The sequence below is a fragment of the Paractinoplanes toevensis genome, from assembly GCF_018332695.1.
Lineage (GTDB): Bacteria > Actinomycetota > Actinomycetes > Mycobacteriales > Micromonosporaceae > Actinoplanes > Actinoplanes toevensis.
This window is the reverse complement of the sequence record NZ_BOQN01000210.1, coordinates 1-15365: the sequence shown is the minus strand read 5'-3', so window position 1 is coordinate 15365 and position 15365 is coordinate 1. Positions and strand designations below refer to the sequence as shown.

Genomic DNA, 15365 nt, shown 5'->3' with positions numbered 1-15365 from the left:
TCGGCGGCGTCGCCCTCGGCCTGACGCTGGAACGCGCGGGCTGCGGCGTGCTGGCTCTGCCGCTGCTTGAGAAGCTGCATGTCGTCCACGTCCACCTGGGCGACGTTTGACGCTTCGGAGCTCCGCTGCTGCGCCTGGACCACGTGGTCCTGCCCGAGATACACACCTGCGATCAGACCTGCCACCAGCAGGCCGACCGACGCGACACGTACTCCGACCCGGCTCGCAAGCCGATTCACGAAGTATCCCTTCGTCGGGGGCAATGACGCGGCATGTCCGCCACCAAAGGTGACCGGCATGCCGCGAGCACCGCGACCACTCGGGCCGACATCTCGAACAACTTCGATCGAGGTGGTGGCCCGACGTCGATCTCCGACGAAGATGACCACGCGATGGCGCTCGCCGAACACCATGGCGCAGAGTGAAGTGGATGTGAAATGGTGGCGCGCTCTTGTGATGTTGCTCACACGTCATTCACGCGTAAACCGGGCGATACCTCCCCGGTACGGGGGTCACCTCATAGGGGAATTTCCTCCAGCAAATCGGTGACCACCTCGGCGATCGGCGACCGCTCGGACCGCGTCAACGTGACGTGCGCGAAGATCGGATGGCCCTTCAACGCCTCGATCACGGCGGTTACCCCGTCGTGTCGGCCGACCCGCAGGTTGTCCCGCTGTGCGACGTCGTGGGTGAGAACCACCCGCGATCCCTGCCCGATGCGGGAGAGCACGGTGAGCAGCACGTTGCGTTCCAGCGACTGCGCCTCGTCGACGATCACGAAGGCGTCGTGCAGGCTCCGGCCGCGGATGTGGGTCAGCGGCAGCACCTCGAGCAGGCCGCGCGCCATGACCTCCTCCATGACGTTGGCGTGCACCACCGAGCCGAGCGTGTCGAATACGGCCTGGGCCCAGGGCGACATCTTCTCGTTCTCGGAGCCGGGAAGGTAGCCGAGCTCCTGGCCGCCGACCGCGTACAGCGGGCGGAAGACGATCACCTTCTTGTGGCGGTTGCGCTCCATCGTGGCCTCGAGACCGGCCATCAGCGCCAGGGCGGACTTGCCGGTGCCGGCCCGGCCACCCAGCGACACGATGCCGATCGACTCGTCCAGCAGGATGTCGAGCGCCACCCGCTGCTCGGCGGAACGGCCGCGCAGGCCGAACGCCTCCCGGTCACCGCGCACCAGCCGGACCGTCTTGTCGGGGTTCACCCGGCCGAGCGCCGAGCCACGAGTGGAATGAATCACCAGGCCGGTGTGGCACGGCAGGTGCTGGGCCTCGTCGACCTCGAGTTCGTCACCCGCGTAGAGCGACGCGATGTCCTCCTCGCCGAGCTTGAGGTCGGCCATGCCGGTCCAGGTCGGGTCGCTGGCCTGACCGTGCCGGTACTCGTCCGCGGTGAGACCCACCGAGGCCGCTTTCACCCGCAGCGGCATGTCCTTGCTGACCAGCGTCACGTCGCGACCCTCGGCGGCCAGTCCCAGCGCCACGGAGAGGATGCGGGTGTCGTTCGAGTCGTTGCGGAAACCCTGCGGCAGCACGCTCTGGTCGGCATGGTTGAGCTCGACCCGCAGGGTGCCGCCCTCGTCGTTGCAGAGCACCGGCTGGTCCAGCCGGCCGTACTTGATGCGCAGATCGTCCAGCATGCGCAGCGCCTGCCGCGCGAACCAGCCCAGCTCAGGGTGGTGCCGCTTGCCCTCCAACTCCGAGATGACCACGAGCGGAACAATCACCTCGTGGTCGGTGAACCGGCGGAACGCCGCCGGGTCGGACAGCAGGACCGAGGTATCCAGAACAAAAACGCGGCCCTCGGGAGCCGGTTCCGCGTCGGCGTGGCGATCCCGGGAGGTGCGTCCCGTCGCGGCGCGATTGCTGGATGTGGTGCCCTCGGCGTCAGATCGGCGTGATGTCACAGGCCTGCTCCAGGGGCGGGCGTGCAACCCGTCGACGCCCGCGGTCCGCACCTCCGGCGCCCGGCTCATGCACGGGGTCGGATTGCGGGCCCCGTGGCGTACTTGTCGCAGGTCCGGGCCTACCGTCTGGCTCGGGATGACCCCGCGCCATGGCTCAAACGCTAGCGGTCAACTTGCCAACGCGGTAGTACGCAAAACACGTGGCCGAGCAATTTCTCCGGCTCGCAACCGGACGTCGGGCAGGTAATCTGACGTCGTGGCTGAGACTCTGCGTCCGAACCGTCCGCTGAGCGTCGCCGACGCATGGGCCGTCACGGCCCGGCGGTCGGCCGAGACCACCTTCTTCTTCGACTTCGACGGCGTGCTGTCGCCGGTCACCGACGACCCCGACGCCTCCCAGCCGGTCGGCGCCGTGCCCGGCGTGCTGGAGCAGCTGGCGACCACCGTCCGGCGGGTGGCGATCGTCTCCGCCCGGCCGGTCAGTTTCCTGCGGTCCCGGTTCGAGTCACTCGAACGGGTGGATCTCTACGGCCTCTACGGCCTCGAGGTCTGGCACAACGGCGAGGTGGTCACCGAACCGGCCGCCCTGCCGTGGATCCCGGCGATGAGCGACCTGGCCGACCGCGCCCGGGCCGAGCTGCCCGGGCCGATCCTGGTCGAGTTCAAGCGGCTCTCGGTGGCCCTGCACTACCGCACCGCGCCGCAGCTCGCGGGTGAGGTGGAGCGCTGGGGTCACGAGCAGGCCGAGCGGCACGGGCTCAAGATCCAGGGTGGTCGCATGGTGATCGAGCTCAAGCCCCCGGTCGACCAGGACAAGGGCATGGTCATCACCGAGGGCGTCCGCAACGCGGGCTGCGCGTGGTATTTCGGGGATGACATGTCGGACATCAAGGCGTTCGACGCGCTGCGTGCCCGGGAGGCGGTCGACCCCGGTTTCTTCGGCGTCGCGGTCGCGGTGGCCAACCCGGAGACCGGCGCCGAGGTGTCCAGCGCCGCCGACCTCACCCTCGACTCGCCCGACGCGGTGGCCGAGTTCCTGACCGACGGGCTCAGCCGGCTTCAGGCACCGTAACGGCGCTGCCGCCCGGCATAGGAGCGCAGCGCCCGGAGGAAGTCGATCCGGCGGAAATCCGGCCAGTTGGCGTCGTGGAAGTAGAACTCCGAGTGCGCCGACTGCCACAGCAGGAAACCGGACAGCCGCTGCTCACCGCTGGTGCGGATGACCAGATCGGGATCGGGCTGGCCGCGGGTGTAAAGGTGCTCGGCGATGTGCTCGACGTCGAGCACCTCGGCCAGCTCTTCCAGGGTGCCGCCACGGGAGGCGTGCTCGACCAGCAGCGAACGCACCGCGTCGGCGATCTCGCGGCGCCCGCCGTACCCCACCGCCAGGTTGACCTCGACGCCGACCGTGCGGTCGCGGGTCTTCTCCTGTGCGGCCTTGAGCACGGTCGCGGTGCCGGCCGGCAGGACGTCGAGCGCGCCGACCATGCGCAGCCGCCACGGATTGCCGTCCTCGGCCAGCTCGGTCGCGAGGTCCTCGATGATGCGCACGAGCGGATCGAGCTCGGCGGCCGGCCGCTGCAGATTGTCGGTGGCCAGCAGATAGAGCGTGACGTGCCGGATGCCCGCCTGGTCGCACCAGGTGAGCAGCTCCTTGATCCGGGCGGCGCCGACACGATGACCGTCGTTCGGGTCGACGAAGCCCATCTCACGAGCCCAGCGACGATTGCCGTCGCACATGACGCCGACGTGCTGAGGCACCGGCTTGCCGACAAGCTTTCCGGCCAGCCGCCGCTCATAGAACGAATAGACCAGAGACCGCAGAGACATCGCGGTAAACCCTAGCCCTGTTGCCCGCCGACGTCGTCGGCCGGGAGGGTAATCCTTGGGAAGAACACATCGCCCCGCCCGGCCGGAAAGCCGAGGCGGGGCGAGACGAATCGACAGGTCAGGCGTCGGCGAGGCGGGCGCGCAGGGCGTCGAGCTCGGCCCACAGGACGGCCGGCAGCTTGTCGCCGAACTTGGTGAACCACTCGGTCACCTGCGGGATCTCGGCGAGCCACTCGTCGCGGTCGACCTTCAGCACCGCCTTCAGGTCCTCCTCGCTGATGTCGAGGCCGGTCACGTCGAGGGCGCCCGGGGTCGGGACGTGCCCGATGGCCGTCTCCACCGCCTCGCCCTTACCGTCCAGGCGCTCGACGATCCACTTGAGCACCCGGCTGTTCTCGCCGAAGCCCGGCCACAGGAAGCCGCCGTCGGCATCGCGCCGGAACCAGTTGACGTAGAAGACCTTGGGCAGCTTGGCGGCGTCGCCGGACGCGCCCTTGGCCATGTCGATCCAGTGCTGGAAGTAGTCGCCGGCGTGGTAGCCGATGAACGGCAGCATCGCCATCGGGTCGCGGCGCACCACGCCGACCTGGCCGACCGCCGCGGCCGTGGTCTCGCTGGAGAGCGTGGCGCCCAGGTAGACACCGTGCACCCAGTCGCGGGCCTCGGCGACCAGCGGGATCGTGGTCTTGCGACGGCCGCCGAACAGGATCGCGTCGATCGGGACACCGCGCGGGTCGTGGTACTCGTCGGCGAGGATCGGGCACTGCTCGATGGGCGTACAGAATCGGCTGTTGGGGTGGCTCGAGGGGTTTTCCGACGCCGGCGTCCAGTCCTGGTTCTTCCAGTCGGTGAGGTGCGCCGGCGGCTCGCCCATGCCCTCCCACCAGATGTCGCCGTCGTCGGTCAGCGCGACGTTGGTGAAGACCGAGTTGCCCCGGGCCAGGGTGCGCATCGCGTTCGGGTTGGTGTGGAAATCGGTGCCGGGCGCGACGCCGAACAGCCCGAACTCGGGGTTGGTGGCCCACAGCCGGCCGTCCTCGCCGAACCGCATCCAGGCGATGTCGTCGCCGACGGTCTCCACCTTCCAGCCCGGCAGGGTCGGTTCGAGCATCGCCAGGTTGGTCTTGCCGCAGGCCGACGGGAACGCGCCGGCGATGTAGCGGACCTGACCCTCGGGCGAGGTCAGCTTCATGATCAGCATGTGCTCGGCGAGCCAGCCCTCGTCCCGGGCGGCGACGCTGGCGATGCGCAGCGCGTAGCACTTCTTGCCGAGCAGCGAGTTGCCGCCGTAACCGGAGCCGAACGACCAGATCTCCCGGGTCTCCGGGAAGTGCGAGATGTATTTCGTCTCGTTGCACGGCCAGGCCGCGTCTTCCTGGCCGGGCTCGAGGGGCGCGCCGACCGAGTGCAGTGCCGGCACGAAGTCGGTCTCGTCGCCCAGCGCCGCCAGGACCTCGGCCCCCATCCGGGTCATGATGCGCATGCTGGCGACGACATAGGGACTGTCGGTGAGCTCCACGCCGAACATCGGCGTGGGCGCGTCGAGCGGGCCCATGCAGAACGGGACGACGTACATCGTCCGGCCCTTCATGCACCCCCGGTAGAGCTCGGTCATCGTCGACTTCATCTCGGCCGGCGCCATCCAGTTGTTGGTGGGTCCGGCGTCGGCCTCGTCGGCCGAGCAGATGTAGGTGCGTTCCTCGACGCGGGCCACGTCACCGGGGTCGGTACGGGCCCAGAACGAGTTGGGCTTCTTGGCCGGGTCGAGGCGAACCAGGGCGCCCGATTCGACCAGGGCATCGGTGATGCCGGCCCATTCGGACTCCGAGCCGTCGCACCAGACGATCCGGTCGGGCGTGGTCAGAGCGGCTACCTCGTCGATCCAGGCCAGCAGGCGCGGGTGAGAGGTGGGGGCGTCGTCAAGCAAGGCGATCTCCTTCGGTCGGCACTGACCAATGACCGCGAAGACCGGAGGGGCCCGGCCCGAGGTCATGGGAGTCACCTCAGATTAGGGGGACGGAGCGTGCTGTTCATCGGTTGTTCCTGTGGATAACCGCACAATCATCGGAAGCTTTGCTTGCAGACGATCGATCCTTCGCCGCAAAGCGCAGTTCTGCGCAACATCAGCGTTTCGGCCGGGTCGCGCCGGGCCGTTCGGTGGACTTCCACAAAACGGACTAAAGCCCCTAAACTTCGGGTACCTGGTCTTTCCTCTCACTCCCGCTTCAGGAGGCAGGAATGACGATCCCGGCCACCCAACCGGACTCGGACACCGACCTGCTGGCCGCGGTCCGGGCCGGCCATACCGCCTCCTACGGGACGCTGTACGAACGGCACCGGGCCGCGGCCCGGCAGCTGGCCTACGGGCTCACCCGCGACCCGGCGGACGCCGAGGATCTGGTCGCCGAGACGTTCGCCAAGGTCTTCGCGTCGCTGCGGGCAGGACGCGGGCCGCTGGTCGCCTTCCGCGCCTACCTGAACACGACCATGCGGCACGTCTGCTACCACCGGGCCCGGCGCGACCGGCGGCTCGAATTCACCGATGACCTGACCCGGTACGACGAGGGCGAGCCGTTCACCGACCCGGCCCTGGACCGGCTCGAACGCACCTACGCGGCGGCCGCGTTCCGGCAACTGCCCGAGCGGTGGCGCGACGTGCTGTGGCAGACCGCGGTCGAGGGCAACACGCCCGCCGAGGTGGCCGGGATGCTCGGCATGACGCCGAACGCGGTGGCCGTCCTCGCCCACCGCGCCCGCGAGGGCCTGCGCAGCCTCTATCTACAACAGCACGTCGCGGCGGCCGACCATCCCGAATGCCGCTGGGCCGGCGACCGGCTCGGTGGTCACCTGCGCGGCCGGCTCGCACCCCGGGACGCCAACCGGATGCGCGGCCACCTCGGCTGGTGCGGCGAATGCCGGGGACGGTTCGCCGAAATCAGCGAGATCGACGGCCTCCGTCACCGTCCGTACCGGCAACGTCACCATGCCGGGTCGACCGGTTAAGACTCGCCAACGAAAACAGCGGTCCGTGACTACCCCCGGTACTCTTGCGTGGTGCCCGACAACTCGACGCCGCAGCCGACCGGCTTGCGGACCAGGTTCCGGGCACTCATCCACGAGCTGAGCAAGTTCGGCACGGTCGGTGCCATATCGTTCGCCATCGACCTGGCCATCTTCAACGTGCTGCTGCACGCCGGCGTGGAAACCCTGGTCGCCAAGACGATCTCGACCGTGATCGCCACGACCGTCGCCTTCACCGGCAACCGGTTCTGGACCTGGCGGCATCGCGCTCACGACAACATGGCCCGGCAGTACACGATGTTCTTCGTACTGAACGCGATCGGCCTCGGCATCGGCCTGTCCTGCCTGGCGATCAGCCACTACGGCCTCGGTCAGATCTGGCCGGCCCTGCAGACCCCGCTGGCCGACAACATTTCGGGCCAACTGGTCGGCACGGCCGTCGGCACACTTTTCCGATTCTGGTCGTACCGCCGTTTCGTGTTCCGCGACACAACTCCCCCCGATCAGCTCGGCACGGGGCAGAGCTCCGGCCGTCACGCGGCTAACGTGGTCTCGCCCGCCCCCGTCCGTGACTCGGCGTGATCGCCCTCCCCCCGACGTAAGGTTGCTCAAATGCCCTCAGCCAGCACGCTGACGGATCGTCTGCGCCGTCTTGCACCCGAGGCCATCGCGTTCGGTGTCATCGGAGCCGGTAACACTCTGTTGTATATGGCGATCACCTGGGCCGCCCTGCCGATCGGCGCGGTCAAGGCGAGCGTCGTCGCGACGATCGTGACCACCACGCTGGCGTACTTCGCGAACCGGTACTGGACCTACCGGCACCACACGCGCACGGCCCTGCGCCGGGAGTACACGTTGTTCTTCGGCTTCAACCTGGTCGGCATGGTCATCCAGTCCGGCGCGGTGGCGATCGGCAAGTACGGCTTCGGCCTCACCGAGCAGCACGACGAGATCGCGTTCATGGGCGTGACCCTGATCGGCATCGTGATCGCCACGGTCTTCCGGTTCTGGGCGTACCGCACGTTCGTCTTCCTGAAGCCGCCGGTCGACGGCCACGAGGCCGAGCTGGCCGAGCTCGACGCGATGGCCGGCCTGGCCGAGCTGACCACCGAGCAGCCCGAACCCGAGCCGACGCGTTAGTTCCGGAAGAGTCGGCCGCGGCGGCGCTGCGGCGGAAGCTCCGGCTCCGGTTCTTCCTCTTCTTCCTCGTCCGGGTGGCGCAGGCGGTCCTGTTCGATCAGTTCGTAGAGGGCCGTCTGCACATGGTTGGCGTGCGGGACCGCCACCAGAACGGCCGCCTGGTCGCCGATCGAGTCGATGGTCAGCGTCCCCGACCCGAAGAGCCGGTCCAGGAACGACTGCGTCATCAGGTGGTCATTGATCCGGTTGAGCGGCAGGTCACGCCGCTCCCGGGCGATCACGCCGTCCTGCAGCAGGATCCGCTCGCTGGTCACCACGTAATGGGTGCAGCGCCAGATCACGAGCGGGGCGGCACCGTACCGGATGCCGTAGTAACCCATGATCAGCGCGACCACGCCGAACGCCAGGAAACCGCCGTTGTTCTGCGGCAGCATCACCCACGCCAGGGTCGCGGTCGCCAACGCCAACAACGCCACCAGGCCGGGGCGGATCGCCGTCTTCCAGTGCGGATGCAGATGGAGGACGACCTCCTCCTCGTCGGTGAGAACCTCGTCCGGGAACGCCACGCGGTCAGCGTACGTGCAGCACGTCACCCGCCGAGACGCGATGGGTGAGGTCGTCAGCCGTACGGATCACCAACTGACCGTCGCCGTCCACCGAGGTCGCCTCGCCGCGGATCTCATCACCGCCGGGCAGCAGCACCCGCACCTCACGCCCGATCGTGGCGCACCCCCGCCGGTAGGCCGCGAGCAGCCCGCACAACTCGGCGTCCCCGCCCGCCTCGCGCCAGCCGCCGTACCACCCGGCGATCCCGCGGAGCAGGGCCCGCAGCAGCGGATCGCGGTCGGCGTTGGCCGCACCGGCCACCTTCAGCGAGGTCGCGGGCAGCCCGGTCGTCTCCGGCAGTTCCTCGGCGCGGGTGCTCACGTTCAGTCCGATGCCGACCACCACGGCGTCGCCGGCCACCTCGGCCAGGATGCCGGCGCACTTGCCGTCGCCTTTTTCGGTGCTGACCAGCAGGTCGTTGGGCCACTTCAGGGCGGCCTCGACCTCGGCGACCCGCTGCACCGCCTCGAGCAGCGCGACCCCGGCCAGCAGCGGCAGCCAGCCGTAGGCGCCGGTCGGGACGGCCGGCCCGGGCCGCAGCAGCACGCTGAGCGTCAGCCCGGCCCGCGGCGGCGACATCCACTGCCGGTCGCGCCGGCCACGGCCGGCGGTCTGCTGCTCGGCGACCACCACGAGCCCCTCGGGCTCACCCTTCATCGCGGCCGCGGCGGCATCGGCGTTGGTGGAGGCCGTCTCGCCGCGTACGTCGATCGCCGTCCACAGACTGTCCGGGGTGACCATCGCCCGTTCCAGCGAGCGCTGGGACAGCGGCGGGCGATCCAGGTCGGTGTACGGCGACGAGGGCATTGATCGAGCCTAGCGGGGTGGCGGGTCGGCCGCGTGCCGGCTCACGTACATGGTGCTGCGGTCGACCGGCGGCGGAGCCTCCGCGTTCTCCGAGATGCTCGGCCGGGGCCGTGGACGTGGGCGGCGGCGGTCGACCGGGGCCGGTTGTTCGGGGCCGGGCAGCCGCGGCTTCTCGTTGCGGGTCGACCACGAACGGGGCAACCGGATCCGGCCGGGACGTTCGTCGTTCATCGGCCAAACCGGGACCACCTCGGTCGGTTCGGCCGGGACCGGGCGCAGGTCGAAGCCGGTGGCCGGCTCGTAGTCGGGCACGGCCGGCAGCCGTTCCACCGCCTGCGGCCAGCCATAACCCTTGGCCGACGGCTCGTGATCGGCGGTCAGGTCGACCGGGATGGGGGTCCAGTACTCGCCGGGGCGGGGCTCGCCGGCCGGTTCGTGGTGCTCGGGGCGGATCCAGCCCTCGACCCGGTCGCCGTAGCGATCGGCGCGCGGCGCCGGAACTTCCGCGACCTCCGCGATCTCCACCTCGTCCACCTCGGCGCCGGGGTCGAACAGGACCTCGTCGATCGGGTGCCGGCTCCGCCGTCCGCGGCGGCCACGCACGGGCGGCTCCGGGATCGGCTCGTTCTCGGCTTCGGGCAGGTCGAACTGCCCGTCCTCGTCGTCGTCGGCCAGGCCGATCGACGCGAGACCGCCGTGATCGTCCTCATCGGACGACTCGATGGGTTCGGGGGCGGGGAACGGCGTACTCCTGGAATCGTCCGCCGAGACCAGCGCGCGTCGCCGTCCCCGCCGGCCGCGGCGGGGGCCGGCGATGACCTCCGCCGCCACCTCGGCCTCCGGTTCGGCCGGGGTCGCGGCCAGAGCCGGGCGGCTCGGCGGTGCCTCGATCGCCTCGCGCCGGCGCGCCCGGCTCTCCCCGCCACCGAACAGCAGGGACCGGAAGCTGATCAATGTGGCGAGGCCACCGGCGATGAGGGCGAGTCCGCCCGCGGTCATCCAGTTCGTCACACTCGGGGTAACGAATAGGGCATTGGGTGCGAAACGCACCCGTAGCGGCGCGCACCCCTCTCCCGCATTACGATCACCGAAGGAATACTCGCCGGTAGCCCGCAGAGTGTGAGGATCACCGTGACGACGCAGCAGGACGCGGTCCAGGCCGACGTACACACCACCGCTGGAAAGCTCGCCGATCTTGAACGGCGAACCGACGAGGCGGTGCACGCCGGCTCGGCCCGCGCGGTGGAGAAGCAGCACGCCCGCGGCAAGAAAACCGCCCGCGAGCGCATCGAACTGCTGCTCGACGAGGGATCCTTCGTCGAGCTCGACGGTCTGGCCCGGCACCGCTCCACCGCGTTCGGCCTGGACAAGAACCGCCCCTACGGTGACGGCGTGGTGACCGGCTACGGCACCGTCGACGGCCGGCCGGTGTGCGTGTTCTCGCAGGACTTCACGGTCTTCGGCGGCTCGCTCGGCGAGGTCTTCGGCGAAAAGATCGTCAAGGTGCTCGACCTGGCCATGAAGACCGGCTGCCCGATCATCGGGATCAACGACTCCGGCGGCGCCCGCATCCAGGAAGGCGTCGTCGCGCTCGGTCTCTACGCCGACATCTTCTTCCGCAACGTGCGGGCCAGCGGCGTCATCCCGCAGATCTCACTGATCATGGGACCGTGCGCGGGCGGCGCGGTCTACTCGCCGGCGATCACCGACTTCACCGTGATGGTCGACCAGACCTCGCACATGTTCATCACCGGCCCCGACGTGATCAAGACGGTCACCGGCGAAGAGGTCGGCATGGAGGAGCTGGGCGGAGCTCGCACCCACAACTCGCGCAGCGGGAACGCGCACTACCTGGCCTCCGACGAGGACGACGCGATCGACTACGTGCGCGCGCTGCTGTCCTACCTGCCGTCCAACAACCTCGACGAACCGGTCATCTTCGAAGAACTCGCGGCCCTGACACCGTCCGACGACGATCTCGCGCTGGACGCCCTGATCCCCGACTCGGCCAACCAGCCCTACGACATCAAAACCGTCGTGGAGACCGTCGTCGACGACTTCCTCGAGGTGCAGCCGCTCTACGCGCAGAACATCGTGGTCGGCTTCGGACGGGTCGAGGGCCGGCCGGTCGGCGTGGTCGCCAACCAGCCCATGCACTTCGCCGGCACCCTCGACATCGCGGCCAGCGAGAAAGCCGCCCGCTTCGTGCGCACCTGCGACGCCTTCAACATCCCGGTACTCACCTTCGTCGACGTGCCCGGCTTCCTGCCGGGCACATCCCAGGAATGGGACGGCATCATCCGGCGCGGGGCCAAACTGATTTACGCGTACGCCGAGGCCACGGTCCCCAAGGTCACGGTCATCACGCGCAAGGCGTACGGCGGCGCCTACGACGTCATGGGCTCCAAGCACCTCGGCGCCGACCTCAACTTCGCCTGGCCCACCGCCCAGATCGCGGTGATGGGCGCACAGGGCGCGGTCAACATCCTCTACCGCGGAGAGATCGACTCCGCCGAGCGCCGGGCCGAGCTCATCCAGGAGTACGAGGACACGCTGGCCAACCCGTACATCGCGGCCGAACGCGGTTACGTGGACGCGGTGATCGCGCCGTCGCAGACCCGGGCCCAGGTGATCCGGGGGCTGCGGACACTACGCACCAAGCGGGAAACCCTGCCGCCGAAGAAGCACGGCAACATTCCGCTCTAGCCGGTCGCCTGCGGCAGCCACTGACCGGCCAGCAGGAACGCGCCGATCACCAGGGCGGCCAGGTTGACGACCAGGAAGACACCCACCCAGAACAGGGCGGGCACGTGGGTGAGATGCGCGAGCTGGTCGGCGTCCGACTCGCGCATGCGGCCGCGGCGGCGCAGACTCTGCAACTCGAAAACCGGGCGGACCCCGCCGAAAAGCAGGAACCAGACCCCGGCGTACGCGAAGACGGCCTGCACCTCCGGACTGGCGAACCAGGACACCACGAACACGATCGCGCCCGTGACCAGCAGCGAGACCACGCCGAACGCGTTTCGGACGTTGATCAGCATGAGCAGCAGCAGGACGATGGCGAGCCAGAGCAGCAGCGTGATCCGGTTACCGCCGAGCAGCCAGGCGCCCAGCACGCCCACCAGCGACGGCGCGATGTAACCACCGAGCAAGGTGAGCATCATGCCCGGCCCGGTCGGGCGACCCGACGACAGCGTCAGGCCGGACGTGTCGAACTCCAGGCGGATGCCGCGCAGACGACGGCCGGTCAGCAGCGCCATCAGGGCGTGCCCACCCTCGTGCGCGATCGTCACCGCGTTACGGGCTACCCGCCACACCGGGCGGAAAGCCACGGCCAGCACGCCGGCCAGGGCGGTGAGCAGCACGAGCAGGCCGGGGGGATCCGGCTGAGCGCCGAGCAGTTTGTCCCAGAGATCAGTCACACCGTCGATCGACACGCGGGGGACTGTAGCCGATCACGCTATGCGCTGCGTCGGTTGCGGCTGCGTGCCGCCTTCTGCGGTGCCAGCACCGGCTTCTGCGCGAGCATCTGACGGGCGGCCAGGAAACCACCGGCGATGACGGCCAGACTCGCGACGATCAGCACCAGGGCGACCAGTCCACCGGTGGCGACAAGAATCGCCACGTCGGCGATCGCGACGAGCATCCAGAGCGCGATGGTCGGCTTCCGGCCGTGGGGTCGGCGGTTCATGACAACACCTCCGTTGTGATGACTGATCAAGTACCCACTTGAACGCAATCACGCACATCGGTTTTTATTGCGGCTGGAACCCCTGGTAGAGCGCCTTGAGATCGGCCTGCGAGGCGTCCCAGTCGCTGGTCGAGACGTACCAGTTGAGGGAGTACGCCGCGCTGCCGTTCACCCGGATGTTCCGGCGCATCACGTGCTGCGGGTTCCCGCTGTCCGTGGTGTACGTGAACTCCCAGTCGGCGGCCGACTCGAAGTTCCGGTAGGACACCCGCTTCAGGCTGATCAGGCTGTAGTTGCGGTAGGTGCCCCGGCGCGCCTTCTCCTGGTTCTGCCAATCCTCGTACGCGTCGGCCTGCGGCGACTTGGTGCGGCCCAGGATCAGCAGGCGGTTGTTCCACCGCATCCGCATCTCGGTGCCACTGCCGGAGACGTCGGCGTCCGCGGGCAGCGGAAGCTTGAAGGCGGGCGCACTGCCGGACGCGGCGAACGTCCGGAGCGCCCAGCCGGCCGGAAGACTGCCCGCACCGTCGTCGGTCGCGGGCGCGCTGGACGGCGCCGTGGTCGTCGGAGCGGCCGACGACGGAGCGGCGCTCGGCGTCGTGGCAGCCACCGACGGCTGGGTCGACTGAGTCGTCGGGGTGGTAGCCGTGGCGCCGGTGGTCCCGACCGCGTTCGGCTCGGTGCCGCCGGTCTTGTCCTCGCCGCCGACCGCCTGCGCGATCAGGGTGATCAGCAGGACCAGGACCAGCAGGACGATGCCGGCACCGATCGCCGCCTGGCGGTAGGTCAGCCGGGTACCGAAGACCGTCACGCCGCCCGGGGCGGGCTGGGACTCCATCGGGCGCCAGGCCGGTCGGGTGGACCGGCTGATCGAGGGAACCGGCGAGACCGGGGCATTGTCGTCAGCGGCGTCGTCCTCAGCGTCCGGCTTCGCGCCGGTGCCCGCCTTCGCGGCCGCTGCCGACTTTGCGACCGGCTTGTCGGTCGACTCCGCAGACCAGGACTCGTCGCTGCCGGAGATGTCGGCAGACTTGGTACGGGCGGCCGGAACCTGGACGAGGGCCGACGTCTCGCCTTGCTCCGTCGCGGCACCGGACGTCTCAGCAACGGCCCTATCCGCGGCTGCTCGGTCAGTGGCCGGCTGCCCGGCGGCTGACTGCCCGGCGCCCGCGCCCGGGAGGCCCTTGTCCGAGCGGCCCGTGCCCGCAAGGCCCGTGCCTGCGGTAGACATGTTCGCGGCACTCGCGTCCGCGCCGCTCGCGTCCGCGGCACCCGCAATTGCAGCACCCGCAATCGCGGCACTCACCGTCTTAGCTGCCGCGTTCGGGGTACCCGCCGTCTTAGCTGCCGCGTTCGGGGTACCCGCCTTCGCAGCGCCCGCCTTCGCGGCACCCGCGCTCGCGGCACCCGCCGTCGTAGCTGCCGCGTTCGAGGTACCCGCCTTCGTGCCCACGCTCGCGGCATCCGCCGTCGTAGCGCCCGCCCTCGCGGCATCCGCCGTCGCAGAACCCGCGTCCGAGGTATCCGCCGTCGCAGCGCCCGCCCTCGCGGCATCCGCCGTCGCAGAACCCGCGTCCGAGGTATTCCCCGGCGCAGCGCCCGCCCTCGCGGCATCCCTCGTCGCAGAACCCGCGTCCGAGGTATCCCCGGTCGCAGCGCTCACGGCATCCCCACCGGCAGCGCTCGAGCCTGCAGCACCCGCGTTCGCAGCGGCCGCGTTCGCAGTGCCCGCCTTCGCGTCGGCCGACTTCGCACCGTCGGCCTTATTCGCGCCGGACTTACTCGTGGCCGCTTTCTCGGCGGCGGTCTGACCCGGTGTGGCGGTCTCGGCTGCGGACTCGGTGCCCTTTTCGGACTTTTCGGTTTTAGCCGGCACCACGTCGGCCGGCGAGGCATCGGTCTCAGCGGGGGCGGTGAAAGCCTTGGCACCGGAGTGAGCGGCATCGGTGAGCGAGGCCTCAGCGCCGGCGGCGTCGGAACGCGGAGCCGCGGCATCGGCCTGAGCGGCACCGGCACCCGCGAGAGCCGTCCCAGCTGCGGGGTTCTCCTCCGGGGTCACCTTTTCGGGTGCGGCCGGGGTGGCCTCGGCTGCTGGGGGCGAGCCTGCGGACTTCGACGGAGTCTTCCGCTTGGACGACTTGGTCGGCGGCACCACCGTCGTGGCGTCGGCCGACGGAGCTACCCGGGTAGCGGCGTCGGCCGGCGGAGACATCCGCGTGGCGGTGTCGGGCGACGGGGACACCCGCGTCGTGGCCGCGGGCGACGGGGACACCCGCGTCGTGGCCTCAGCCGGCGGGGACACCCGCGACGTGGCCTCAGCCGGCGGGGACACCCGCGACGTGGCCTCAGCCGGCGGGGACA

General features: G+C 69.8%; 15 protein-coding genes and 1 pseudogene. 6 read left to right on the top strand and 10 right to left on the bottom strand.

Going from position 1 to position 15365, the window contains the following annotated elements; all coding sequences use genetic code 11:
• Together Ato02nite_RS50530 and phoH2 are read right to left on the bottom strand one after the other, a co-directional pair.
• Positions 1 to 413: pseudogene (locus tag Ato02nite_RS50530) on the bottom strand (hypothetical protein); the annotation flags it as partial.
• A gap of 104 nt (positions 414 to 517) precedes the next feature.
• The gene (gene phoH2 / locus Ato02nite_RS50525) at positions 518 to 1909 is read right to left on the bottom strand and encodes an RNA 5'-3' helicase PhoH2 (protein ID WP_213013896.1); all 1392 of its coding nucleotides are present in this window, start codon (positions 1907 to 1909) and stop codon (positions 518 to 520) included.
• A gap of 256 nt (positions 1910 to 2165) precedes the next feature.
• Between phoH2 and otsB the strand changes: the two genes are divergently transcribed.
• Positions 2166 to 2981 carry a trehalose-phosphatase gene (gene otsB, locus Ato02nite_RS50520; protein WP_213013895.1) on the top strand — a complete coding sequence of 272 codons (816 nt, stop codon included), beginning with the start codon at positions 2166 to 2168 and terminating at the stop codon, positions 2979 to 2981.
• On the opposite strand, the gene Ato02nite_RS50515 is transcribed toward otsB, so the two are convergent.
• Both Ato02nite_RS50515 and Ato02nite_RS50510 read right to left on the bottom strand, forming a co-directional pair.
• The gene (locus Ato02nite_RS50515; protein ID WP_213013894.1) at positions 2969 to 3739 is read right to left on the bottom strand and encodes an isoprenyl transferase; all 771 of its coding nucleotides are present in this window, start codon (positions 3737 to 3739) and stop codon (positions 2969 to 2971) included. The two genes, otsB and Ato02nite_RS50515, sit on opposite strands and share 13 nt — an antisense overlap.
• 118 nt (positions 3740 to 3857) lie before the next feature.
• Positions 3858 to 5732, bottom strand: a complete 1875-nt coding sequence (locus Ato02nite_RS50510; RefSeq protein WP_246608254.1) for a phosphoenolpyruvate carboxykinase (GTP) — start codon at positions 5730 to 5732, stop codon at positions 3858 to 3860.
• Between the two features lie 245 nt (positions 5733 to 5977).
• Here Ato02nite_RS50510 and Ato02nite_RS50505 point away from each other — a divergent pair, with 245 nt between their 5' ends.
• Genes Ato02nite_RS50505 through Ato02nite_RS50495 form a run of 3 tightly spaced genes read left to right on the top strand, consistent with a single transcriptional unit; the run spans position 5978 to position 7900 of the window.
• Positions 5978 to 6742 (top strand): sigma-70 family RNA polymerase sigma factor, encoded by a 765-nt coding sequence (locus Ato02nite_RS50505; protein WP_213013893.1) that lies wholly within the window; start codon positions 5978 to 5980, stop codon positions 6740 to 6742.
• Between the two features lie 51 nt (positions 6743 to 6793).
• On the top strand, positions 6794 to 7342 hold the full coding sequence (locus Ato02nite_RS50500; RefSeq protein WP_246608253.1) for a GtrA family protein: 549 nt from the start codon (positions 6794 to 6796) through the stop codon (positions 7340 to 7342).
• A 30-nt stretch (positions 7343 to 7372) separates the two neighbouring features.
• Entirely contained in the window at positions 7373 to 7900 is a 528-nt protein-coding gene (locus tag Ato02nite_RS50495) for a GtrA family protein (protein WP_213013891.1), read from the top strand.
• Here the strand turns inward: Ato02nite_RS50495 and Ato02nite_RS50490 are convergent.
• The 3 genes from Ato02nite_RS50490 to Ato02nite_RS50480 are packed head-to-tail and all read right to left on the bottom strand — an operon-like array spanning position 7897 to position 10312.
• Complete coding sequence (locus Ato02nite_RS50490; protein WP_213013890.1) at positions 7897 to 8466, bottom strand: PH domain-containing protein; 570 nt, start codon at positions 8464 to 8466, stop codon at positions 7897 to 7899. The two genes, Ato02nite_RS50495 and Ato02nite_RS50490, sit on opposite strands and share 4 nt — an antisense overlap.
• Before the next feature lie 4 nt (positions 8467 to 8470).
• Positions 8471 to 9313 carry a biotin--[acetyl-CoA-carboxylase] ligase gene (locus Ato02nite_RS50485; RefSeq protein ID WP_213013889.1) on the bottom strand — a complete coding sequence of 281 codons (843 nt, stop codon included), beginning with the start codon at positions 9311 to 9313 and terminating at the stop codon, positions 8471 to 8473.
• Between the two features lie 9 nt (positions 9314 to 9322).
• Complete coding sequence (locus Ato02nite_RS50480) at positions 9323 to 10312, bottom strand: hypothetical protein (protein ID WP_213013888.1); 990 nt, start codon at positions 10310 to 10312, stop codon at positions 9323 to 9325.
• A 132-nt stretch (positions 10313 to 10444) separates the two neighbouring features.
• On the opposite strand from Ato02nite_RS50480, the gene Ato02nite_RS50475 reads away from it, so the two are divergent.
• On the top strand, positions 10445 to 12019 hold the full coding sequence (locus Ato02nite_RS50475) for an acyl-CoA carboxylase subunit beta (RefSeq protein WP_213013887.1): 1575 nt from the start codon (positions 10445 to 10447) through the stop codon (positions 12017 to 12019).
• On the opposite strand, the gene Ato02nite_RS50470 is transcribed toward Ato02nite_RS50475, so the two are convergent.
• The 3 genes from Ato02nite_RS50470 to Ato02nite_RS50460 form a co-directional block, all read right to left on the bottom strand.
• Positions 12016 to 12750, bottom strand: a complete 735-nt coding sequence (locus Ato02nite_RS50470; protein ID WP_213013886.1) for a M50 family metallopeptidase — start codon at positions 12748 to 12750, stop codon at positions 12016 to 12018. The genes Ato02nite_RS50475 and Ato02nite_RS50470 overlap by 4 nt on opposite strands.
• A gap of 23 nt (positions 12751 to 12773) precedes the next feature.
• The gene (locus Ato02nite_RS50465; RefSeq protein WP_213013885.1) at positions 12774 to 13004 is read right to left on the bottom strand and encodes a hypothetical protein; all 231 of its coding nucleotides are present in this window, start codon (positions 13002 to 13004) and stop codon (positions 12774 to 12776) included.
• Between the two features lie 64 nt (positions 13005 to 13068).
• Positions 13069 to 13842, bottom strand: coding sequence for a serine/threonine kinase C-terminal domain-containing protein (locus Ato02nite_RS50460; RefSeq protein ID WP_213013884.1), 774 nt, complete (start codon positions 13840 to 13842; stop codon positions 13069 to 13071).
• Positions 13843 to 15133: 1291 nt separating this feature from the next.
• Between Ato02nite_RS50460 and Ato02nite_RS50455 the strand changes: the two genes are divergently transcribed.
• Positions 15134 to 15365: hypothetical protein (locus Ato02nite_RS50455; RefSeq protein WP_213013883.1), on the top strand; the 232-nt coding region annotated here is incomplete at its 3' end.